We start from the raw sequence: 22,355 nt of genomic DNA on the forward strand, positions 1-22,355 counted from the left end.
CGAGAGGCGGGAACTCAGCGGGCATCCGGACTGGCCTGGTCAGTCAGCGGCCGATGGGATCGTCCGGAGCCCGCCATCCACGATGACGAGCGGATCGATCGGCTCGTCGTCGAACCAGGCGTCGAGCAGCCGGGCGATCACCAGGACGTGGTCGCCCGCCGGTACGAGGCGGTCCAGGGCTACTCGCAGTCGTGCCCGACCACCGTGGAGGAGTGGCTCTCCGGTCTCGGACCGGGTCCACAGTGAGTTGTCGGCGAATCGCAGGTGAGAAGGGCCCGCGAACCGGAGGGCGAGGGGCCGGTCGGCCTCGCCGAGCAGGTGGATCACCGCGGTCCGGGCATCGAGTACCGCTGCCAGGCTGGACGACGAGATCCCGACGTTGAAGCTCACCAGCGCGGGCTCCGACGACAGGCTGGACGGCGACGAGGCGGTGAAGCCCACCGGCCCGTCGGCGCCGTCGAGGGTGATGATCGTGACGCCGGCCGGATGCATACGCATCGCCCGACGGTGGGTCTCCGCCGAGACGGAGTGGTGCGCGGTGGAGGGGCTGCGTTCGGTCATACGAGAAGTCTGTGGCCGGGCGCTACGGATGTCGAACTTTCCGCTCGCGGTGACCGGAACGGGTCAGGACGCCGTCAGCAGCCCCGCCCGCAGAGCACCCGTGGGGTCGGCGGAGATGGTGTCGAGCGCTACCGCCATGGCCGCGAACTGCTGGATCCGCCCACCCGCCGTCGACACCCTGAGTTCGGGCTCCCCACCCGTCAGTGGAGTCTCCCGCGACGCTCGCAGAAGGGGGCCCAGGTATCGCGGATGGTCGGTGAAGGCCTGGCCGCAGAGCACGACCGAGTCGGGGCGTGTGATGGCCGAGACCAGTCCCACCAGGCGGCCGAGGATCGTCGCCCGCTCGACGAGGATCGCGTCGGCCATCGGGTCGCGGTGTGCCCGGGCTGCGAGCTCTGGCACCGACTCGACGGTGATGCCGCGGGTGGCCGCGGCGCGGACGAGCCCGGAGTCGCCCACCACATCCAGTAGGCCGCGGCCGCGGTCGTCGAGGTAGGTGGTGGGACCCACGGGGAGGTGGGCGAGTTCGGACGACCCGGCGCGGGGCAGGTGGACGGCGCCGTCGATCACGAGGGCGGAGCCGAGATGCTCGCGCGCGTAGACGACCAGGGTCGTCCCCCGATGGGACTCGTGCCCCACGAGGAGCTCGGCGGCGGCCATCGCCTCGACGTGGGGCGCCAAGGAGAAGGGCACCCCGATCCGGTCGGTGAACAGGTCCGCCACGGGAACGTCGCGCCATCCCAGCAGGTCGTGGTCGATCCTTCCCGGCGCGGTGATCCGCGCGGCCGTGGCCACACCGCCCCAGACCAGCCGGCGCCCTCGGTGGCCGTCGAGGAGCCGGAACGCGATCGCGGTCAATTCGTCGGCGATCAGCTCCGGATCCCTGCCGGGGGTGGGGATCGCGTAGTCGGACAGGATCCGGCATCCGAGGTCACTGATGGCCACGACGCAGCGGCTGAGGCCGATGTGGACGGCCACGACCACCGGCCCGGAGGGATCGATCTCCACCGGGATGCTCGGCCGACCGACCGAACCGTCGTGCATGAGCTCCGGCCGCTCGCGGATGACCCCGGCGGACAGTAGTGCTGCCGTGGCACGGCCGACCGTCGCCACCGACAAGCCGGTGGATGTCGCGACCTCCGGACGGGTCACCGGCCCGCGGAACCGGATCGTGCGCATGACCCGCGCCGAGCTCACGTCGGACAAGCGCAGGTCAGGTGCCGGTGATCGGGTCGTCATGCCGAGGAGACTAACACAGGCAATAGACCGATCAGTCTACTATTGTTAAGTGTTTCTCTCGGCCTGACGCCAATGGTGGCCACCCGCCGCCGTCCGGCCCCACGATGTGTCGGTCCGCACTCCGATCCGAGACACCGAGGAGCCATCCGTGGCCACCGACCCGACACATCCGTCCGCCGACCACGCGGGGTTGCACTTCCACTGGTTTCTGCCCACCTACGGGGATTCGCGCAACCTCGTGGCCGGAGGGCACGGCACGCTGATGTCGGGGGACCGCCCCGCGACCCTGGCCTACCTGCGGCAGGTGGTGGCGGCGGCGGAACACAACGGGTTCGAGTCCCTCCTCACACCCACCGGTGCCTGGTGCGAGGACGCGCTGATCACCGCCGCGTTGCTCGCCGACTCGAGCGAACGAATCAAGTTCCTCGTCGCCCTGCGCCCGGGGCTCATGAGCCCGGCCCTCGCCGCGCAGATGGCGACCACTTTCCAGTGGCAGACCGATGGCCGGTTGCTGCTCAACGTGGTGACCGGCGGGGAGTCACGCGAGCAGCGCGCGTACGGGGACTTCCTGGACAAGGAGGGGCGCTATGTCAGGGCCGACGAGTTCCTCGACATCGTGCGAGGACTGTGGAGTTCGCAGGATGCGCTGTCCTACAGCGGCGAGCACCTCGCCGTCGAGGGTTCCGTTCTCGCCCGTCGACCCGACCCGGTGCCGCCGATCTTCTTCGGCGGCTCGTCGGCGGCCGGGATCCGCGTCGCCGCCCGCCACGCCGACACGTACCTGACCTGGGGTGAACCGCCGGCCGCGGTCGCCGAGAAGCTCGACCGGGTCCGCGGCGCGGCGGCCGTCCACGGCCGCACCCCGTCGTTCGGGATCCGACTCCACGTGATCTCGAGAGACACCTCGGAGCAGGCGTGGGCGGAAGCCGAGCGTCTCCTGGCGGGGATCGACCCCGAGGACGTGGCCCGCGTCCAGGCCTCGCTGGCGGCGAGCGAATCGGAGGGACAACGCCGCATGCTCGACCTGCACGGCGGCCGGACCGATTCGCTGGAGGTCTCGCCGAACCTGTGGGCCGGGGTCGGCCTGGTCCGCGGGGGAGCGGGAACCGCGCTCGTCGGATCCCACGAGGAGGTGGCCGACCGGATCGCCGAGTACGCGGGGCTGGGGCTCAGCCACTTCGTCCTCTCCGGGTACCCGCACCTGGAGGAGACGTACAGCTTCGGCGAGGGTGTACTGCCCATCCTGGCCCGTCGCGGGTTGTGGTCGTCGGGCGAGCGCCGTGAGGACACCGTGTCCGTCCCGTTCACCACCGTTGCCACCGTCGCCGACATCCGGTCCGGGGAGCCCGCCTCCGTCGGCGGGTGACGTGACGAGGAGACATCACCATGACCACTGTTCTCGCCTCTACGCCGCCGGAGACTCCTCCCGTGGCGACCGGCCCCGCCACGGATGCCCTGCCATCCGGGCGCGGTGATCCGAAGCGCCGTCGACCCCGTCGCCGGACCACCTGGCTGCGATGGCTCAGCCCCGTCCTGTTGATCCTGATCTGGCAGGTCGCCGGCGCCACCGGCGTCCTGCCGGAGCGGATCCTGCCAGCCCCGCAGCTCATCGCCGAGTCCGCTCTGGAGCTCATCGCCTCCGGCGAACTCGCGGACGCGCTGGCCGTATCGAGCGTGCGCGTGGTCCAGGGGTTCGTCCTGGGTGCCGTGGCCGGGCTCGTCCTGGGGGTGGTCGTGGGGACCTCGCGGATCGCGGACGCCCTCGTCGACCCCCCGCTCCAGATGCTCCGCGCGTTGCCCCACCTGGGGTTGATCCCGTTGTTCATCCTCTGGTTCGGCATCGGTGAGACCCCCAAGGTGCTGCTCATCGCGCTCGGAGTGGTCTTCCCGATCTACCTCAACACGGCCTCCGGACTGCGTCAGGTGGATCCCCGGCTGCAGGACATGGCGACGGTGTTCGGGTTCAGCCGACGGCAGCGACTGACCGAGGTGATCCTGCCGTCGATCGCGCCCCAGGTGCTGGTCGGGGTCCGGCAGTCGCTCGCGATCGCCTGGCTCACGCTCATCGTGGCCGAGCAGCTCAACGCGACCAACGGCATCGGCTACCTCATCATGAACGCCCGCGACTACTTCCGGATCGACGTGATCATCGTCGGACTGGTCGTCTACGCGCTGCTCGGCATCCTCACCGACGCGGTCGTCCGCGTCGCCGAGGCCCGCGCCCTGCGCCACTACCGCTGACACCCGCTCACAGCTCAGGAGACACAGGTATGACCACCACCCTCGCCCCCGCGGGCGCTCTGCGCGGCGTCACCCGCAGCTTCGGCGACACCATCGTCCTCCGGGACCTCGACCTGACCGTCCCCCGCGGAGACATCGTCGCGCTGCTCGGGCGGAGCGGGAGTGGCAAGTCCACCGCGCTGCGGATCCTCGCCGGACTGGATCGGGATCTCGACGGCGGGAGTGTCCACATCGACGGCGCCCCGGCGGTCGTGTTCCAGGACTCCCGACTGCTGCCCTGGCGGACCGTCGCCGAGAACGTGCGGCACGGCCTCAACCGGGTCGGGGTCGGGCGTGGGGAGAAGTCCGCCCGGGTCACCGGGATCCTCGCCGAGGTGGGGCTCGAGGGCCGTGAGGGCGCCTACCCGGGGGAGCTCTCCGGTGGGCAGGCGCAGCGGACCTCGCTCGCCCGGGCGCTCGTCGCGGAGCCCGCGTTATTGCTCCTCGACGAGCCGTTCGGCGCGCTCGACGCCCTCACCAGGCGGACCATGCACCGTCTCCTGCTGCGGTTGTGGGCCCACCACGGCTTCGGCGTCCTCCTGGTGACGCACGACGTCGACGAGGCGGTTGCCCTGGCCGATCGTGTGCTCGTCCTGGACGACGGCGTAGTCGGCCACACCGAGACCATCGACCGACCCCGGGGCGGGGGCGAGACGAGCCACCACCGCCGCCGCCTACTCGACGCGCTGGGCGTCGACCACACAGACGAGGACTACTCGATATGACCACGACCCTCCCCCCGATCGATCGACGATCCGCGATCCCCGCCGCCCTTCTCGCCCTGGCGTTGATCGTGGTGCTCGTCGGCGCCGGATGCGCCACCCGCGACTCCGAGGCCGCGGCCCCGGTCCCCGAGCGCGTCGACCTGGCGGGCCTGTCCGACCTCGTCCTGCGGGTGGGGGACCAGAAGGGCGGCACCCAGGCCCTGCTCACCGCGGCGGGGCAGCTCGACGACCTGCCGTACGAGGTCGAGTTCTCCACCTTCACCTCCGGGCCGCCGCAGGTCGAGGCGCTCAACGCCGGGCAGATCGACGTTGCCGTCACCGGCAACACCCCACCGGTGTTCGGGGCGGCCGCCGGGGCGCGGGCGTCGATCGTCTCCGCGTACGCCAACGGAGGTGAGGGTGACAGGATCCTCGTCCCCGGCGACTCGCCCGTGCAGTCGGTGGCCGACCTGGCGGGCCGGACGGTATTGGTGGCCAAGGGGACCTCCGCCCACGGGCATCTCCTGCTCCAGCTCCGCAAGGCCGGGGTCGCGCCGGAGTCCGTCGAGTTGGTCTTTCTCCAGCCGGCCGAGGCGGGTTCCGCGTTCTCCCGCGGCGACGCCGATGCCTGGGCGATCTGGGACCCGTACACGGCCATCACACAGACCACCACCGACGCCCGGACCATCGCGACCGCGGCCGGGGCGTCCAACGGGTTCTGGTTCGGGCTCGCCTCCCACGACGCCCTCGCGGACGCGCGGCGCCAGACCGCGATCGCGGACTTCCTGGTCCGGCTGGCGGAGGCGGGGACCTGGAGCGCGGAGAACCCGGCGCAGTGGGCCGCGTTCTACGGCGAGGCGGTGGGGTTGACCCCCGAGGCCGCCGAGCTCTCGCAGAGCCGGAGCACTCGACAGCCGGTGGCGCTGACGGACACGGTGGCCAGCGAGCAGGAGCTCGCCGACGTCTTCACCGAGGACGGGCAGATCGACCCGGTGGACATCGACCACCTGGTCGACGACAGGTTTCAGGACGTGCTCGGGCCGGTGGTCGGGCCCTTGCCCGAGAAGTAGCGGACCGTGAGCGGTCGGTCTGCGCGGTCTGTCCACACGGTCGGTTCACGAGGTCGGTCTACGAGGTGATCCCCGACCAGAGGGTGGCGATCGCCGCCCAGCCGACCATTCCGACGGTGGAGTAGAGCAACGCCCACATGAGCCCACCCACGGTCACCGCGGGCAGGTACCGGGTCAGCGGCATGCGGGTGAACCCGGCGCTGAAGTTGATCGCCGTCTGCACGCCCACGGTGAGGAAGGACAGCGGCACCGCGATCACCCCGTAGCGGGCCGACAGCCGCTGTGCCCGCTGCATGTGCCGCCCGTCCAGGTGGCGGGCCGCTCTACGGCTCAGTCTGCCGCCGCTCAGTGCCCCCCGGCCGAGCCAGTAGGTGGCATTGGCGCGCAGCATCACTATGACGAAGAGCGCGCCGAAGGCGATGGGATACGGCTGTTCCGAGATCCGGTCCACGTGAGGTGTCTGGGTGCGCCGGTGGAGGTGCCGGGGGTCAGGCGGAGGGCTTGACGTCCAACACGACGTCGAACTCGAGGAGGTTGGCCCCCTCGGCGACGGGCTTGCCGTGCTGGCCGGCGTGGGCGGTCCGGGCGTCGCCGTCGCGCCATGCGGCGAAGGACGCCTCGTCCTCCCAGGTGGTCACCACGAAGTAGCGGTCCTCGCCGGCGGTGGGACGCAGCAGCTGGAAGCCTAGGAACCCGGGGGAGTTCTCCACGGTGTGCGCGCGCTCGGCGAACCGGCGCTCGAGCTCGGCACCGGCCTGGGTCGGTACGGACAGGGCATTGATCTTCACGACGGCCATGTAGGTGAGCCTACGCTTTGGTGTCGCGGCCCCGGCCGGTCAACCCGGCAGCGAGTACCGGTCCCCGGCCCGCACCATCAACCCGTCGGCGACCAGCGAATCGAGCGCGCGCTCGCGCTGGACCGCGTCCGGCCAGACCGCGTCCAGACGGTCCCGGTCGGCTGCTCCGTCGCCGTCGCGCAGGACGTCGAGGAGCAGGCCGCGGACCTGACGGTCGGTGCCGGCGAAGGTCTGGGTCCGGCGCCGGGGCCCGTCCCACTCGGGTCTGCCGGCGGCCAGCCACGCGCAGGAGGGGGCGAGGGGGCAGTCGTCGCACCGCGGCACCCGGGCGGTGCAGACCAGCGCGCCGAGCTCCATCAGGGCCACGGAGAAGGCGACCGCCCGTTCGCGGCCCGCCGGCAGCAGGGCGTCGACCGCCGAGAGGTCGCGTCGGGTGGACGGCGGCCCGGCCTCGGCGGCCCCGCCCACCGCCCGTGCGACCACCCGCCGCACGTTGGTGTCGACCACGGGGACGCGCTGACCGTGGGCGAAGCACGCCACCGCGCGGGCGGTGTAGTCGCCGACGCCCGGTAGTGCGAGCAGGGCCTCGACGTCGGTGGGGACCTCGCCGCCGTGGTGATCGACGACGACGAGGGCGCACTCCTGCAGCCGGAGGGCGCGACGGGGATAGCCGAGTTTGCCCCACATCCGGATCACCTCGGCGGGGGATGCCGCGGCCAGTTCGGCCGGACCGGGCCACCGCTCGAGCCACGCCCGCCAGACCGGTTCCACCCGCGCGACGGGGGTCTGCTGGCTCATGACCTCGCAGAGCAGGATCTCCCACGCGCTGACGTCCGGCCCGCGCCAGGGCAGGGGTCGGCCCGCACGGTCGAACCAGGAGAGGAGAGCGGGTGTGTCGACGGAGGTCACCGTGGCTCCACGGTGGCGGAGTGTGCACAATATGAGTCATGCCTCATACCGATCCCATCAAGGCCTGGGCCTCGCTCCGCGACGGCAACCATCGATTCGTCGAAGGGCAGATGCGTCATCCCAGCCAGAATACCGAGCGGCGGGAGAAGCTCGTCGCGGCGCAGCACCCCAAGGCCGTGCTGTTCGGCTGCTCGGACTCCCGGGTGGCGGCCGAGATCATCTTCGATCAGGGCCTCGGCGACCTCTTCGTGATCCGCACCGCCGGCCACATCAGCGACTCGGCGGTGCTCGGGTCGATCGAGTACGCGGTCCACGTGCTCGACACCCCGCTCATCGTGGTGCTCGGCCACGACAGCTGTGGCGCCGTCAAGGCCACCGTCGATGCGCTGAACACCGGGGAGATCCCGCCCGGGTTCCTGCGCGACGTGGTGGAGAAGGTCTCGCCCTCGATCCTCAACGGGCGCCGTGAGGGGCTCAGCACCATCGACGACTTCGAGGCGCGCCACGTCCTGGAGACCGGTGAACTGCTCAAGCAGCGCTCCAAGATCATCAGCGACCGCATCGAGGAGGGTCGCCTCGCCATCGTCGGTGTGACCTACAAGCTCTCCGACGGGCGCGCATACCTGCGCAGCGCGTTGGGGGAGGTCGAGGACACCCCCCACGGTCCGGGCGAGGAGATGATCGCGGTCTGATGAACGCGGTCTAGGGACACGCCGCGAGGGGGATCCGGCGCGGCGCGCCCTCGGCCCTAGAGTTGGGCCCGTGCACGAACCCCAGGGCTCCCTACCGCGCGAAGTCTATGTGCGTCGCCGCGTCGCCGCCGTCGCCATCGCGGTCGTCGCCGTCCTGGCGGTGGTGCTGGCGCTGTTCCTGGCCTCCCGGGACAGCGGCACGGACACCCAGGACTCGGCGGCGGGCGGCGAGATCGACTCGGCCGAGGCGGCCACCACCTCGGAGACGACGACGTCCGAGACCACCGCCCGGGACGACGGCGGGGCCTCGCGGGGACGGTGCGCGGACGAGGACCTGAGCCTGGAGGTCTGGTCCGCCGAGCCCAACGTGCCCGTCGGGGAGGACGTCCGGTTCTTCGTCAACATCCTCAACACCTCGGACACCACGTGCGATCGCGACCTCGCCGAGGCGCCGCTGTCCTTCGAGGTCTACCGCCTGGACACGAACGTCAAGGTCTGGTCGAGCATCGACTGCACCACCCCCCGGGACGAGGACGAGGTCGACCTGCGGCCCGGTGAGCCCGAGCCCCGTCAGATCGACTGGACCGGCCGCAGCTCCGCGGAGGGCGCCTGCTCGGAGGCCGATCGGACGCCCGTCGAGGTCGGCGCCTACCAGGTCTACGCGCTGGTCGGGAACGTCTTCAGCCCGGCCGCCACCTTCAACGTGGTCGAGGGAGACTGACGTCCGGTGTGACCAACGCTCGGGGTGACCTGCGACGGCGTCCGGCCCCCGGGCATCACGCCTAGGTCGACCCCAGGCCGGTGAGCCACTGGCGGACGTGTCGGGCCCACAGGGCGCCCACCCCCTCCACGTCCGCGAAGTCGGTCTGTTCGGCGGCCAACAGTGCCGGAACCGATCCGAACCGTTCGACCAGAGCGGAGATCTGGACGGGCCGGAGTCTGGGGATGTGGGCGAGCATCCGGTGTCCACGCGCGGTGACGTGCTCGTCGAGGTCCTCCGGCTCCGCGGGCAGGCCCAGGCAGCGGGCGACGGGGCCGGGGAGGAGGAGGTCGGCGTCGGTGAGGGCGGCCAGGCGCTCGAGGCCGTTCGTCACCTGCTCGGCCGTGGGGACCGGGTTTCCGCCGGTGGGGTCCACGGCGAGGTGGTCGGCGACGAGGCCCCACAGCTCGTCCGGGGTGTCGGCCAGCAGCTCCTCGAGCTGGAGCGTGGTCTGACGCCCGTACTCGCCCATCTCCACGGTGAGTTCGGCCAGTTCGGCCCCGAGACGATCCAACCGGATCAGGCGCTGCGCCATCGTCACGACGTCGCGGACGGAGGCGTACCCGCCGATCTCCGCGCGGTCGAGTCGGGCGCGGGCTCGGGCGGTGCGGGCACCGTGGCGTTCCATGGTGGCCACGGTCTGGTCCGCGCGGGCCAACAGGACCACGGGGTCGGCCAGGACCCGGGCCTGCCCTTCCGCGTAGACGGTCACGGTGGTCATCGAGGCGGACACCGCCACCGACGGGACCCCGGTGTGCAGCGCGGTGCGCTCGGCCGCTCGGTGACGGGTCCCGGTCTCCACCGCCGGCAGGGTGGGGTCGGGGACCAGGTGGACGTTGGCGTGGGTGATGCGCGTGCCGTCCGTGGACAGCACCACGGCGCCGTCCATCTTGCTCAGCTCACGCAGCCGCGCCGGGGTGAACTCGACGTCCAGGGCCACGCCGCCGTCGCAGATCTCCTGGACGGCGGGGTCGTCGCCCAGGACGACGAGACCGCCGGTACCGCTGCGTCGGATGCGGTCCAGGGCGTCACGTAGTGGAGTGCCCGGGGCGAGACGCCGGAGGACGGCGCGCACGGCCGCGTCGACGGGTGATCCGTCGGCCGCGCGGGCGGACAGGGCGGACGTCTCAGTGCCCCTCGGCGTGGGTCTCGACCGGACGGGTGTACTCGTCGCTGGCCGGGACCTCGGCGATGACGGCCGCGTCCATCTCGATCTGGTCGCCGTTGGAGAAGGAGACGGTGGCCGGCACCGAGGTGCCGATGTCGAGGTCGTCGGCTCCGGGGAGGGTGGCGGTGGTCCGCTCGACGCAGAGGTCGTCACCGGCGGGGACGGGCTCGGCGTCGGCGGCCGCCGAGACGATCAGTGAACACCCGCGACCGAGGGGCTGCGTCTCGCCGATCTGGGCCTCCATACCGTCGATCTCGACCCGGTCGAGGGAGACGGACTCACCGATACCGGAACCGGTGTAGGAGGCGGCGAACCCGAGCCGGGCCTCACCCGTCTCGGGGAGGACCACCACGAGGTCGTTGACGTAGAGATCGCCCGCGGAACCCTGTCCACCGTCCACCGCGGCGACCTGGCTGGCCGTCTGGGAGACCTGGCCGGCGCCACACGCGGACATGCCGACGGCGGTACCCACGGCCAGGACTACGAGCGCGGTGCGGCGCAGGCCGGTGTTCGGTGAAGTCACGTCAGGCTCCTCGGGGGATGGTCGTTCTCAGGCCGGTCTCATCGTAGTCCACGGCTGGTCATGACCGGCGTCAGAGTGCGCCCCTCACACCCCCCGGATTCACCAGCCGGGCCATTCGGGTTTCTGACCTGCATAAACGGATAACCCCAGCGCTGAGGGCGTGCTAAGATGGCTCAGTCGAAAGGGGAAAGCCACTCATGGAGTTCAAGGTCGGCGACACTGTCGTCTACCCGCATCACGGCGCCGCAAGTATCCAGGCGATCGAGATGCGGACGGTCAAGGGCACCGAGAAGGAATACCTCGTCCTCAAGGTTTCACAGGGCGATCTCACGGTCCGGGTACCGGCCGAGAACGCCGAGTACGTGGGCGTACGCGATGTGGTCGACGAGGCGGGGCTCGACAAGGTCTTCGATGTCCTGCGCACCGAGCACGCGGAGGAGCCGACCAACTGGTCGCGCCGCTACAAGGCGAACGGGGAGAAGCTGGCCTCGGGGGACGTGAACAAGGTCGCCGAGGTCGTCCGCGACCTGTGGCGTCGCGATCTGGACCGCGGTCTGTCCGCGGGCGAGAAGCGCATGCTCGCCAAGGCGCGGCAGGTCCTGGTGGGTGAGCTCGCGCTGGCCGACCGTGCCGACGAGCACCGTGCGGACGAGCTCCTCGAGCAGGTCCTGGCGTCCGCGGCCGCACCGGCCTGACGCGACCTGCGCGAGTGACCCGGTACTAGGTGACGCAGCACGAGTCGAGTGGCCACCCCGCCCCCACGGGCAGGGTGGCCGCCGTCGTTCCCGCGGCAGGGTCCGGTGTCAGGCTGGGAGCCGGTGTGCCCAAGGCGTTCGTCGAGGTGTCCGGCCGGACGATGCTCGAGCGGGCCGTCGCCGGGCTGCTGGCGAGCGGGGCCGTCGACGACGTCGTGGCAGTGGTCCCGGGGGACCGCGTGGCCGAGGCGGAGGAGCTGCTCGCACCGCTCCGCTCCGGGGACCACCTCGTCGTCGTCACCACGGGTGGGGCGCAGCGCACCGACTCGGTGCGGAACGGGCTCGCGGTCCTCACCGCCTCCCTCGCGCGATCCGGGACCTCGGTCCACGACGTGGTCCTGGTCCATGACGCGGCGCGCTGCCTCACCCCCGCGGCACCGATCCTGCGCGTCGTCGAGGCCGTCAGGTCGGGGGAGGGCGCGGTGGTGCCCGTTCTCCCCGTCATCGACACCGTCAAGCAGGTCGACGCCGGCGGGTACGTGGTGGGGACGCCTGACCGCGCCGCCCTGCGGGCCGTCCAGACACCACAGGGGTTCGCGCCCGACGTGCTCCTCGCCGCCTACGACGCGGCCGGGGACGTGGCCACCGATGACGCCGGGCTGGTCGAGCGACTGGGCAGGCGGGTCGCGACGGTCGCCGGAGACGTGCTGTCGTTCAAGATCACCACGGCGTCCGACCACGCCCGTGCGCTGGAAGAAGTCCGTGCGCTGGAAGAATCCGTGCACCGGAAGAACTCGAAGGAGGATCCGTGACCGGACCCGTGATCCCGCGCGTGGGCATCGGCACCGACGCCCACCAGGTGCAGCCGGGCAAGCCCTGCATGATGGCCTGCCTGCACTTCCCGGACGACGCCGGCTGCGAGGGGCACTCCGACGGCGACGTCGTGGCACACGCTCTGGTCGACGCCCTCCTGTCCGCGGCGGGCCTGGGCGACCTCGGCACCCTGGTCGGCACCGGCCGCGCCGAGTACGACGACGTCTCCGGAGAGCGACTGCTCCGCGAGGCGGTGGCGGAACTCGCCGGACACGGGTGGGCGATAGGCAACGCGGCCGTACAGATGGTGGGCAACCGGCCCAAGATGGGTCCGCGACGGCTCGAGGCGCAGGACACACTCTCCGCGATCATCGGCGCCCCGGTCTCCGTGTCGGCCACCACGACCGACGGAATGGGCTTCACCGGTCGCGGCGAAGGGGTCTCCGCCGTGGCGACCGCTCTGGTGTTCCGGAGCTGACGAAGCGGGCGGGAGGGTTCCTCACCGGTAGACTCGCTACCCGTGACGCTCCATCTGTACGACACCGCCTCCCGCTCCCTCCGGGAGTTCACCCCTGTCCGGGAGGGGCACGCGTCCGTCTACCTCTGTGGGGCCACCCCTCAGTCCGTCCCGCACATCGGCCACGTCCGGTCCGGCGTCGCCTTCGACGTGCTGCGCCGCTGGCTGCTGGCGACGGGTTACGACGTGGCGTTCGTCCGCAACGTCACCGACATCGACGACAAGATCCTGACCAAGGCCGCCGAGAACGGTCGACCGTGGTGGGAGTGGGTCGCCACCCACGAACGGGAGTTCACCAGAGCCTATGACGCCCTCGGGGTCCTGCCGCCGTCCACCGAGCCGCGGGCGACCGGGCACGTCACGCAGATGGTCGACTACATGGAGCGGCTCATCGAGCGCGGTTTCGCCTACCCGGCCGAGGGGAGCGTCTACTTCGACGTGGCCGCCTGGTCGACCGCCCCGGAGGGCGACTACGGGCACCTGTCGGGTCACCGCCTGGACGAGGTCGACCAGGGTGAGGCGGCGGACCTGCGCGGGAAGCGCGACAGCCGCGACTTCGCCCTGTGGAAGGCGGCCAAGCCGGGCGAGCCCAGCTGGCCCACCCCGTGGGGCGAGGGCCGGCCGGGCTGGCACCTCGAGTGCTCGGCCATGGCGACCTGGTACCTCGGTGGGACCTTTGACATCCACGGCGGTGGCCTCGACCTGCAGTTCCCGCACCACGAGAACGAGGCGGCCCAGTCGCACGCGGCCGGCGACGGGTTCGCCCGGTACTGGCTGCACAACGGGTGGGTGACCATGGCCGGGGAGAAGATGAGCAAGTCCCTGGGCAATGTGCTCAGCGTGCCCAACATCCTCACCGCGGTGCGCCCCGTCGAACTGCGCTACTACCTGGGCAGCGCCCACTACCGGTCGATGCTCGAGTACTCGCCGGAGGCGCTGCAGGAGGCGGCCGCCGGCTACCGGAGGATCGAGGCGTTCGTGCGGCGTGTGGCCGAGGCCGGTGGCGAGGTGCCCGTGGGACGGTGGACCGACGGCTTCGCCGCGGCGATGGACGACGACCTCGGGGTCCCCGCCGCACTGGCGGAGATCCACGGCCGGGTGCGTGCGGGGAACTCCGCCCTGGCGTCCGGCGACCACGACGCGGCGCTGGCCGCCGCATCGGCGGTCCGGGCCATGACGGCCGTGCTGGGCGTCGACCCCCTCGACCCCCACTGGGTCGCCGACGGTGGCGCGGACGACGCGGTCACCACAGCGCTCGACTCGCTCGTGCGCGCAGAACTCGAGGCGCGCGACGAGGCGCGCTCGAACAAGGACTTCGCCACCTCCGATGCCATCCGGGACCGCCTGGTCACCGCCGGCATCGAGGTGGCCGATACCGCGGACGGCCAGAAATGGTCGCTCGCCAACCGGAAGGACTGACATGGCTGGCAATTCGAGCCGACGCGGCGCGATCCGCAAATCCGGCACCAAGAAGGGCCAGGTCGTGGGCTCCGGCGGGCAGCGACGACGGGGACTCGAGCCCCGCGGCGCCACCCCCAAGGCCGAGGACCGGACCTATCACTCGGCGCACCGCAAGGCCAACGCCGCCTCGCGCAAGGCGGACACCACGCAGCAGCGCCGCCGGTATGCGCAGAAGCAGGCCGATGGGCCGGAGTACGTGGTGGGCCGCAACCCGGTGGTGGAGTGCCTCCGCGCCGGCGTGCCCGCGACCGCGCTGTACGTGGCGATCGGCTCGGAGGCCGACGAGCGGCTGACCGAGGCCGTCCACCTCTGTGCGGACAAGGGGATCTCGATCCTCGAGGTGCCGCGCACCGACCTCGACCGCATGGTCTCGAACGGCATGCACCAGGGGATCGGTCTGCAGGTGCCGCCGTACCAGTACACGGACCCCAAGGACCTGCTCGACATCGCGATGGGGTCGTCCCAGCCCGCTCTGCTCGTGGCGCTGGACAACATCACCGACACCCGCAACCTCGGGGCCGTCATCCGTTCGACCGCCGCGTTCGGTGGGCACGGCGTCCTCATCCCCGAGCGGCGCAGCGCGTCCATCACGGCCGTGGCGTGGCGCGCCTCCGCCGGTGCCGCCGCCCGGCTGCCGGTGGCCAGGGCCACCAACCTCAACCGCACTCTGCTCGACTGGGCCAAGGCCGGGGTACAGCTCGTGGGGCTGGACGCCGACGGCGACACCACCCTGGACAGCTACGACGGCACCGGTCCCACGGTCGTGGTGGTGGGATCCGAGGGCAAGGGCCTCTCGCGGCTCGTGCGCGAGAACTGTGACTCGATCCTGTCCATCCCGATCACCGGGGGAGTGGAGAGCCTCAACGCGTCCGTCGCGGCCGGCGTCGTGCTCTCGGAGTTCTCGCGTCAGCGGCGCGTCAAGGGATAGCGGCCACCTCGGAGCCCGCTCACGCCCGCGGGCGGCGGGGAGACCGGCACCGGTCGAACGTCGCCCGCGCGTACTCCCACGTCTCCTCGCCGTAGTAGAGGTGGCCGACGACCATGTAGAGCCCGGCGAATCGTTGATAGGTCCACGCCCGGTCGAGGAAGGTGTGGTCGATCCCGCCGACGTAGTGCGCCACCACCTCGTCGACGAATCGCGGCCCGTACTCGTACAGTTCGGCGAAGTCGACCGCCGGGTCGCCGAGGCACATGTCGGTGAAGTCGATGAGCCCCAGCCGACCCGGCGACGTCTCCCGATCCCAGTACAGGTGGCGTGTGTAGACGTCGTTGTGCAGGAAGACCCGCGGTAGCAGGGTGGACTGCAACGCGGCGACCTCGTCGCAGATCTCCTGCGCGGTCCGCAGCTCGTCGCCGGTGAACACCGCTGGGAGGTCGTTGGCCACTATCCCTCGTACGAAGTCGAGGTTCTCGGGCTGATAGGAGTCCGGGACCCGGTCAAGCGGGGGCGTGGAGGTGTCGGCCACGTGCAGTGCCGCCAGCAGCGCACCGAGTTGCCCGGCGACCGATGTCCTGTCCGTCGTGGGCAGGCTGCGGAGCAGTGCCGGGGTGAGCCTCTCCCCACGCACCAGCGGGTACCCGGCGAATCCGCCGTCCGCCGGAACGTGGGTGTACCGGGGCATCGCGGCCTCGACCCTGGGGGCCAGGTGGTCGAGGACGGCGACCTCCTGCGGTAGCTGCGCGAGCGCCTGCTCGTCCGTCGGGAACCGGAACACCAGGTCCCGGTGCCCGAGGGAGTCGACCCCGCCGCACCCGCGACAGATCACCACGACGTGGTCCCAGCCCTCGTCGATCCGCTGCGCCGAATCCCAGGTGAGTGTCGGGAACGCGGCGCGGATCGCGTCGAGCTCAGCCGGGCTGTCGGCGGGGCGGTCGAGGTCGCGGTCGGTAGGCACCCATCAGACGGTAGTCATGCGTCCCCGTCCGTGCTGATCCCGCGGCCGTGAGGTGCCCCGCCACGGAGCGGATTGCCGGGGCGGATTGCCGGGGCGGGTTCCTGGGCAGGGTCTGGGTCCGGCGCGGGGTCAGCGCCGTACCGCGGCGACCGCCCGGCATGCCAGGTAGATGACGAACGAGATGGTGGTGACGAACACCGAGACCGGCACCCCGGGCGCGAGCGAGAGCAGCATCCCGCCGACCGCCGCGATCTGGGCGAACAGGATCGTCAGTGCGATCGCCCGCCCCGGGCTGGAGGTGACCGCGGCGGCGGCCGCGGCCGGCGTGATGAGCAGCGAGAGCACGAGTAGCGCACCCACCACCTGGACCGCCTGGGCGGCCGCGAGCCCCACCAGCACCGCGAAGATCAGGTTGATGGCGCGCACCGGCACGCCCCGCGCCTCGGCGACCTCGGGGTCCGCGGAGGAGAAGACCAGCGGCCGGTAGAGCGCGATCAGCGTGACGCAGATGATCGCCGCGACCACCGCCATCTGGATCATGCCGTTCTCGGACACACCCACGATCTGCCCGGTGAGCAGCGAGAAGCTGGTTCCCGACCGGCCCGGGTAGAGGTGGATGAACAGCACGGCCATGCCCAGGCCGAACGCCATGACCACGCCTATAGAGCTGTCGCGTTGGGAGGCGCGGGAGCCCATGAGCCCGAAGATCAGCGCGGCCACCACGGAACCGAGGATCGCACCCAGGCCCAGGTTCAGACCGAAAAGCAGGGCGGCGGCGGCTCCGGTCAGGGCGAGTTCGCTGGCCCCGTGGACGGAGAACGACATCTGTCTCATCACGATGAACGGACCGATCGCACCCGCCAACAGACCGAGCAGCGCGATCGCGACCAGACCGTAGAGCACGAAGTCCTGCCTGAGCAGGTGCGCGGTGACCTCGGTGTCGGCGATAGATCCGGCGATCTCGAGCAGGCGGTCCATCGTTAGGCTCCGTGTCCGGGGTGGGTGTCATCGTGATGGTGGTGGCCGGTCGACCAGGGTTCGGCGCACAGGTGTTGGGTGTCGCCCACCACGATGATCTGGCCGCGCACCCGCAGTACCTCGACGGGGGAGGAATAGAGGTCGGACATGACCTCGGTGGTGAACACCTCCTCCGGGGTGCCGATGCGGTGGCGCCCGTCCACCAGGTAGACGATCCGGTCGACCATCGGCAGGACCGGGTTGATCTCGTGGGTGACGAAGAGGACGGCGGTCCCGTGTTGCCGGCGACGGTGGTCGAGCACGGCGGCGACGGTGCGCTGGCCGGTGAGATCCAGGCTGAGCAGTGGCTCGTCGCAGAGCATGACGCACGGGTCGCAGGCGATGGACTGGGCCACTCTGACGCGTTGCTGCTCGCCTCCGGACATTCGCCCGAGCGGCTTGTCCGCCAGCGCACCGGCCCCGAGGCGGTCCAGCGCGTCCTCGACCACCCGACGCTTCTCGCCACGTCCGGACGGCCATCCCGGGCCCCAGCGGGTGCCGTCGATCCCGAGCCCCACCAGGTCGCGCCCACGCAGGGTGATGCCGGGATCGAACGCCCGCTGCTGCGGGACGTATCCCAGGTGGGTTCCCCGGTCGCCCGGGGCGCGGCCGTCGACGAGGACGGTCCCGGAATCGGGCGACAGTTCACCGAGCAGCACCTTGAGCAGGGTGGTCTTGCCGGCCCCGTTGGGGCCGAGCACCGCGACGAACTCGCCGGCGGCCACCTCGAGGTCGAGGTCGCGGATGAGGGTGCGCCCCCCGCGTGAGACCGTCACCGACTCCAGTGAGACGACGGGCCCGGGGCCGGGGGTGCCGCGGAAGTGGGGTGACACCGGGTCAGTGCCCACCGTCGGCGACCGGGGTCGCCCCGGCGAGGGCCGAGGACAGCGAGTCGACGATGCCGGTCATCCAGGTGGTGTAGTCCACGCCTTCGGGGAGGGTCTCGGTGAGGTCGACGACGGCGACGTCCGCTGACTCGGCAGCGTCACGGACCCGGGCGGTGACGGGGGTCTCGGTCTGGTTGTTGAACGCGAGGAACGCGACCTCTCGCTCGGCGATCAGGTCGAGCATGGCGGAGAGGTCGGCCGCGGACGGGTCGGTGTCGTCCTCGATCGAGGACAGGAAACCGCGCGGGGTCCGGTCGACCATGTGGGCGGCGTCGAACAGGTGGGCGCCGACCCGCTCGGTCTGCGCGTAGGGGAAGTGACCGCGGTCGTGGATCACGTCGAGTTGCTCCTCGAGCGGGGTGAGGGTCTCGGCGAAGCGGCGGGCGTTGTCCCGGTACTCCTCCGCGTTCTCCTCGTCGATCGTCGCCAGCTCCTCCGCCACCCGTTCGGCCACCGCCGCTGCGGTGGGCAGGCTGAACCAGACGTGCTCGTTGGTGTCGGAGGTGTGGTCGTGGCCCTCGTGGTCATCCTCGGTGCCGTGGTCGTCCGCGGCTCCGTGCTCGTCGTCCCCGCCGTGGTCGTCGTGATCGCCGTCGTGATCGTCCGCGGCCCCGTGCTCGTCGTCGTGTGAGTGCTCGGCGACCGTCTCGCCGGTCACGCGCGCGTACTCGTCGACCGCCCGCACCACCGGGACGTCCGCGGCGTTCTCCAGGGCCCGGTCCACGAAGGCGTCGTAGCCGGCTCCGTTGTAGACCACGAGGTCCGCGTCGGCGACCGCCGCGGCATCGGCCGGGCTCGCCTCGTAGGAGTGCGGGTCGGCGGCCGGGTCGTAGATCACGGACTCGACGGTCGCGTTGTCGCCGGCGACCTGCTCGGCGATGTCGGCGTAGACGGTGGTGGAGGCCACGAGGTTCAGGCCGCCGGCGGCGGTCCCGTCGTCCGTGCCGTCCTCGGACCCGCAGGCGGTGAGGACGGCCCCTCCGACGAGTGCGGCCATGGTGAGGGCGGCCGCCCTCGTCAGGCGGGGACGGCGGGGGAAGGGGGATGACGACATCACGAGTACCGCTCTCGTAGTAATGGGAACCGTTGTCGTTAAGTGTACGGCGACGACCGCTCCCGGGTGCAATCCGGGCGTCAGGCCCGCAGTTCGGCGAGCTGGGAGAGCAACCCGACCACCGCCGGGATGTCGGCCACGCGGTAGGCCGCGAGCGTCTGGCCGTCTCCGACCTTGATGCCGACATCCCCGTCCCGGAGGCGCGCGAAACCGCGCTCGTCGGTCACGTCGTCGCCGATGAAGATCGCGATCTCCGCCCCGGTCTGCTCGACCAGCTTCTCGATCGCCGCGCCCTTGCTGGCCTCGCGGACCGCGATCTCCACGACGTTCTTGCCCTCGGTCACGAAGACGCCGTCGAGGGCAGCGGGTCCGGCCATGGCCTCGGCCATCGCCTTCTGACGCAGGGCCGGGTCCTCGACCGGGCGGACGTGCAGGACGGCGGCCGTGGGCTTGGGTTCGACGTGCGCCCCGGGGGTGCGCGAGACGATCTCCTCGAGCTCGGAACCCACACGGGCGAGCCGCGCGAGCTCGTCGTCGTCCAGGGGCGTGTCGAACCCGCCCTCCCACTCCGACCCGTGGCTGCCCACCAGGGCCACCGGAGCGACGGCGCCGCTCACCTGGGCCAGTGCGGCGCGGTTGCGGCCGGACAGCAGGGCGACGGTGGTCCGCGGGAGCCCGGCGAGGCGTTCGATGGCGTCGATGGCGCCGGGCGCCGGGACGGCGAGAGTCGGGTCGTCGACGAACGGCGCCAGGGTGCCGTCGTAGTCGCACGCGATCACGAGGGTGGGCGTCTCCGCAGCTCTGCGCAGGGCCTCGGCGAGCTCGGGGGGGAGGTCGACGGCGGGAGGGGTTCCGGTGGGGTGGGCGGACGTGCCGTCGGGGGTGCTGTCGTCAGCTGGGGTCATGGCTCCCAGATTAGGAGGCGAACCCGCCCGGGGTTGTGATGTCCGGATCAGCGCCCGCGGATTCGGGGTGACCGGAGTGTTGACGACGAGGGGGCCGACTGTAGGATTGTCGACAATCTGACGGAAGGTACACGGATGACTTCTTCCCTGACGGCCCTGGAGCTCTCCGAGCGCTTCCGGAGCGGCTCGCTCTCACCGGTCGACGCCGCGGAGCACGCGCTGGAGGCGATCGAGCGGGTCAACGGCGAGATCAACGCCTTCTGCCACCTCGATCGAGAGGCGACCCTCGCGTCCGCCCGCCGATCGGAGGACCGGTACCGGCGGGGTGAACCCCTCGGCCCGATCGACGGCGTCCCCACCTCGATCAAGGACATCTTCTACACCCGCGGGGTCCCGACACTGCGTGGATCGCGCCTGCTGGCCGACAAGGCCGGGGCCGCCGACCCCGACTCGTGGCCCGACGACGCCCCGGTGACCTCCGCGGTGCACGAGGCCGGCTGCGTGGTGATCGGCAAGACCACGACCCCGGAGTTCGCCTGGAAGGGGGTCACCGACAACACGCTCACCGGCATCACCCGCAACCCGCACGACACGGCGCTCACCCCGGGCGGCTCGAGCGGAGGGGCGTCGGCCGCGGTCGCCGCCGGGCTCGGGCCCCTCGCCCTGGGCACCGACGGTGGCGGCTCGGTCCGGATCCCCGCGGCGTTCTGCGGGATCGTCGCGCTCAAACCCACGTACGGCGTGATCCCCATGTTCCCGTCGAGCCCGTTCGGCACACTCGCCCACGCCGGCCCGATGACGCGCACCGTGGCCGACACCGCCGCGTTCATGGACGCGCTGCTCCGTCCGGATCCCCGGGACTGGTCGGCGGTGCCGGCCCGCGCCACGACCCCCGGCCCGGGCGGGTACCTCGCGGCGGCCACCGAGGGCGCCGGCGGGGATCGTCCGCTCGAGGGTCTGCGTGTCGCGTACAGCCCCGACCTGGGCTTCGGCACCAACGACCCCGAGGTGGAGCGCGAGGTGGCGCGCGCGGTCGACGTCCTGGCGTCGCTGGGCGCGCGCGTCGAGTCGGTGGACCCCGGGGTCACCGATCCCGTCGACGCCTTCCACGTGCTGTGGTTCGCCGGCCTCGCGGCGGTCCTGGCGCCGCACGGCCCTGACGCGATCGACCACGTCGACCCGTCGATGCGTGAGGCGCTGGGCCGGTATCACGACCACTCCGCCGCCGACTACCTCGACGCGGTGGCGGTCCGGATGGCGCTGGGCGCACGGATGGCCGACTTCCACCAGAGTCACGACATCCTGATCACACCCACCACCCCGATCCCCGCGTTCGCCGCCGGATCGGACGTGCCACCGGGCTGGCACAGCCCCGACTGGACCTCGTGGACCCCGTACACCTATCCGTTCAACATGACCCAGCAGCCGGCACTGAGCATTCCCTGTGGGACCACCGACGCGGGGCTGCCGGTGGGGATCCAGATCGTGGGGGCCAGGTTCGACGACCGGCTCGTCGTGCGGGTCGGTGCGGCTCTCGAGGCGGCGCTGGGCCGGGTGGTCCCCGCCCCACGGGTCCACGCGGGCGCCGCCGGAGGTGCCGGGGGATGACCGCGCTCGGACCGGACCCTGGTCCGGAGGCCGCCGCCGGGCTGGAGCCCGTCGTCCGGGAATCGACCCCCGCGCTCATCGCGCGCACCCTCCGCCGGGCGATCTCGGACGGCACGTTCCCCCCGGGTACGCAGCTCGGGGAGGCCGCGCTGGCGAGGTCGCTCGGCGTGAGCCGCGGGCCGTTGCGGGAGGCCATGCAACGGTTGACGCAGGAGGGGCTGCTCGTCTCACACCGCAACCGGGGACTGTTCGTCGCCGACCTCTCCGCCGAGGCGGTCGAGGACATGTACCTGCTGCGCACGACCGTCGAGACCGCCGCGCTGGACCGGGTGCTCGACCTCGGGCTGGGCGTCGTCACCGCCGACGCGCTCGACGCCGCCGTCGACGCGATGGCCTCCCTCGCCGACGAACCGCGGTCGGAGGCCATGGTCGCCGCGGATCTGGACTTCCACCACGTCCTGGTCGAGGCGGCCCGGAGCCCACGCCTGTCGAGGGTCCACGAGACCGTGCTGGTCGAGACGAGCATGTGCCTGCACGCCATGCGCGGCACCTACTCGGACGCGGCGTCAAGGCTCATCGAACACCGTGCGATCGCCGACGCCGTGCGTGCCGGGGACCCGGATCGGGCCAGGGCGTTGCTGGTCGACCACATGAGGGACGGGCTCGTCCGGGTCCGCGAGGGTGGCGAGGCCCGTTGAGGTTCATTGTTACGGCGAGGTCACGCTTGTCGCGTTAGGTGATGGACCCGGACCGCCCGGCCATACGGTCGATGAACCGTTAACTTCAACCCGACGGAGGCA

25 protein-coding genes are annotated in these 22,355 nt (G+C 71.6%); 13 read left to right on the forward strand and 12 right to left on the reverse strand.

Going from position 1 to position 22,355, the window contains the following annotated elements; translation table 11 throughout:
• Nucleotides 1-39 precede the first annotated feature (39 nt).
• Nucleotides 40-561, reverse strand: coding sequence for a flavin reductase family protein (locus A6048_RS02860; protein ID WP_107748908.1), 522 nt, complete (start codon nt 559-561; stop codon nt 40-42).
• Nucleotides 562-624: 63 nt separating this feature from the next.
• On the reverse strand, nt 625-1,800 hold the full coding sequence (locus tag A6048_RS02865) for an ROK family transcriptional regulator (protein WP_200837359.1): 1,176 nt from the start codon (nt 1,798-1,800) through the stop codon (nt 625-627).
• Nucleotides 1,801-1,948: 148 nt separating this feature from the next.
• Here A6048_RS02865 and A6048_RS02870 point away from each other — a divergent pair, with 148 nt between their 5' ends.
• From A6048_RS02870 to A6048_RS02885, 4 genes are read left to right on the forward strand one after another with little or no spacing between them, the layout of a single operon-like run.
• Entirely contained in the window at nt 1,949-3,166 is a 1,218-nt protein-coding gene (locus A6048_RS02870) for an LLM class flavin-dependent oxidoreductase (protein ID WP_107748965.1), read from the forward strand.
• Between the two features lie 20 nt (nt 3,167-3,186).
• Complete coding sequence (locus A6048_RS02875) at nt 3,187-4,041, forward strand: ABC transporter permease (RefSeq protein WP_235027468.1); 855 nt, start codon at nt 3,187-3,189, stop codon at nt 4,039-4,041.
• 29 nt (nt 4,042-4,070) lie between these two features.
• On the forward strand, nt 4,071-4,805 hold the full coding sequence (locus A6048_RS02880) for an ABC transporter ATP-binding protein (protein ID WP_107748907.1): 735 nt from the start codon (nt 4,071-4,073) through the stop codon (nt 4,803-4,805).
• The gene (locus A6048_RS02885; RefSeq protein ID WP_107748906.1) at nt 4,802-5,854 is read left to right on the forward strand and encodes an ABC transporter substrate-binding protein; all 1,053 of its coding nucleotides are present in this window, start codon (nt 4,802-4,804) and stop codon (nt 5,852-5,854) included. Before A6048_RS02880 ends, A6048_RS02885 begins: the two co-directional genes overlap by 4 nt.
• Nucleotides 5,855-5,912: 58 nt before the next feature.
• Here A6048_RS02885 and A6048_RS02890 read toward each other — a convergent pair whose 3' ends face one another.
• Genes A6048_RS02890 through A6048_RS02900 form a run of 3 tightly spaced genes read right to left on the reverse strand, consistent with a single transcriptional unit; the run spans nt 5,913 to nt 7,560 of the window.
• Nucleotides 5,913-6,305, reverse strand: a complete 393-nt coding sequence (locus A6048_RS02890) for a DedA family protein (protein WP_107748905.1) — start codon at nt 6,303-6,305, stop codon at nt 5,913-5,915.
• 37 nt (nt 6,306-6,342) lie between these two features.
• On the reverse strand, nt 6,343-6,651 hold the full coding sequence (locus A6048_RS02895) for an antibiotic biosynthesis monooxygenase family protein (RefSeq protein ID WP_107748904.1): 309 nt from the start codon (nt 6,649-6,651) through the stop codon (nt 6,343-6,345).
• A 39-nt stretch (nt 6,652-6,690) separates the two neighbouring features.
• A complete protein-coding gene (locus A6048_RS02900) occupies nt 6,691-7,560 on the reverse strand; it encodes an HhH-GPD family protein (RefSeq protein ID WP_107748903.1) in 870 nt (289 codons plus the stop codon).
• Nucleotides 7,561-7,598: 38 nt separating this feature from the next.
• Between A6048_RS02900 and A6048_RS02905 the strand changes: the two genes are divergently transcribed.
• Entirely contained in the window at nt 7,599-8,252 is a 654-nt protein-coding gene (locus A6048_RS02905) for a carbonic anhydrase (RefSeq protein ID WP_107748902.1), read from the forward strand.
• A gap of 70 nt (nt 8,253-8,322) precedes the next feature.
• Nucleotides 8,323-8,973, forward strand: coding sequence for a hypothetical protein (locus A6048_RS02910; protein WP_107748901.1), 651 nt, complete (start codon nt 8,323-8,325; stop codon nt 8,971-8,973).
• A gap of 61 nt (nt 8,974-9,034) precedes the next feature.
• Here the strand turns inward: A6048_RS02910 and disA are convergent, their stop codons facing one another.
• Both disA and A6048_RS02920 read right to left on the reverse strand, forming a co-directional pair.
• Nucleotides 9,035-10,087 carry a DNA integrity scanning diadenylate cyclase DisA gene (gene disA, locus A6048_RS02915; protein WP_107748900.1) on the reverse strand — a complete coding sequence of 351 codons (1,053 nt, stop codon included), beginning with the start codon at nt 10,085-10,087 and terminating at the stop codon, nt 9,035-9,037.
• Nucleotides 10,088-10,139: 52 nt separating this feature from the next.
• Entirely contained in the window at nt 10,140-10,703 is a 564-nt protein-coding gene (locus A6048_RS02920; RefSeq protein WP_107748899.1) for a hypothetical protein, read from the reverse strand.
• A gap of 197 nt (nt 10,704-10,900) precedes the next feature.
• On the opposite strand from A6048_RS02920, the gene A6048_RS02925 reads away from it, so the two are divergent.
• From A6048_RS02925 to rlmB, 5 genes are read left to right on the forward strand one after another with little or no spacing between them, the layout of a single operon-like run.
• Nucleotides 10,901-11,398, forward strand: a complete 498-nt coding sequence (locus A6048_RS02925) for a CarD family transcriptional regulator (RefSeq protein WP_107748898.1) — start codon at nt 10,901-10,903, stop codon at nt 11,396-11,398.
• 29 nt (nt 11,399-11,427) lie between these two features.
• The gene (gene ispD, locus A6048_RS02930; RefSeq protein ID WP_235027665.1) at nt 11,428-12,210 is read left to right on the forward strand and encodes a 2-C-methyl-D-erythritol 4-phosphate cytidylyltransferase; all 783 of its coding nucleotides are present in this window, start codon (nt 11,428-11,430) and stop codon (nt 12,208-12,210) included.
• Nucleotides 12,207-12,689, forward strand: a complete 483-nt coding sequence (ispF, locus tag A6048_RS02935) for a 2-C-methyl-D-erythritol 2,4-cyclodiphosphate synthase (RefSeq protein ID WP_107748896.1) — start codon at nt 12,207-12,209, stop codon at nt 12,687-12,689. Before ispD ends, ispF begins: the two co-directional genes overlap by 4 nt.
• Before the next feature lie 42 nt (nt 12,690-12,731).
• Entirely contained in the window at nt 12,732-14,147 is a 1,416-nt protein-coding gene (gene cysS / locus A6048_RS02940; protein ID WP_107748895.1) for a cysteine--tRNA ligase, read from the forward strand.
• A gap of 1 nt (nt 14,148) precedes the next feature.
• A complete protein-coding gene (gene rlmB, locus A6048_RS02945) occupies nt 14,149-15,117 on the forward strand; it encodes a 23S rRNA (guanosine(2251)-2'-O)-methyltransferase RlmB (protein ID WP_107748894.1) in 969 nt (322 codons plus the stop codon).
• 19 nt (nt 15,118-15,136) lie between these two features.
• On the opposite strand, the gene A6048_RS02950 is transcribed toward rlmB, so the two are convergent.
• The 5 genes from A6048_RS02950 to otsB all read right to left on the reverse strand — a co-directional run bounded on the left by A6048_RS02950 (nt 15,137) and on the right by otsB (nt 19,947).
• Complete coding sequence (locus A6048_RS02950; protein ID WP_107748893.1) at nt 15,137-16,084, reverse strand: aminoglycoside phosphotransferase family protein; 948 nt, start codon at nt 16,082-16,084, stop codon at nt 15,137-15,139.
• 129 nt (nt 16,085-16,213) lie between these two features.
• Entirely contained in the window at nt 16,214-17,062 is an 849-nt protein-coding gene (locus A6048_RS02955; protein ID WP_107748892.1) for a metal ABC transporter permease, read from the reverse strand.
• Nucleotides 17,063-17,064: 2 nt separating this feature from the next.
• Nucleotides 17,065-17,934: a metal ABC transporter ATP-binding protein gene (locus A6048_RS02960; RefSeq protein ID WP_372450583.1), complete on the reverse strand. Its 870-nt coding sequence runs from the start codon at nt 17,932-17,934 to the stop codon at nt 17,065-17,067.
• 4 nt (nt 17,935-17,938) lie between these two features.
• Complete coding sequence (locus tag A6048_RS02965; RefSeq protein ID WP_107748890.1) at nt 17,939-19,042, reverse strand: metal ABC transporter solute-binding protein, Zn/Mn family; 1,104 nt, start codon at nt 19,040-19,042, stop codon at nt 17,939-17,941.
• A gap of 80 nt (nt 19,043-19,122) precedes the next feature.
• Entirely contained in the window at nt 19,123-19,947 is an 825-nt protein-coding gene (gene otsB / locus A6048_RS02970) for a trehalose-phosphatase (RefSeq protein WP_107748889.1), read from the reverse strand.
• A gap of 135 nt (nt 19,948-20,082) precedes the next feature.
• On the opposite strand from otsB, the gene A6048_RS02975 reads away from it, so the two are divergent.
• Together A6048_RS02975 and A6048_RS02980 are read left to right on the forward strand one after the other, a co-directional pair.
• A complete protein-coding gene (locus A6048_RS02975; RefSeq protein ID WP_107748888.1) occupies nt 20,083-21,555 on the forward strand; it encodes an amidase in 1,473 nt (490 codons plus the stop codon).
• A complete protein-coding gene (locus A6048_RS02980) occupies nt 21,552-22,253 on the forward strand; it encodes a GntR family transcriptional regulator (protein ID WP_107748887.1) in 702 nt (233 codons plus the stop codon). Before A6048_RS02975 ends, A6048_RS02980 begins: the two co-directional genes overlap by 4 nt.
• The last annotated feature ends 102 nt before the right edge of the window (nt 22,254-22,355 follow it).

It is taken from the genome of Dietzia psychralcaliphila (assembly GCF_003096095.1).
Classification (GTDB): domain Bacteria; phylum Actinomycetota; class Actinomycetes; order Mycobacteriales; family Mycobacteriaceae; genus Dietzia; species Dietzia psychralcaliphila.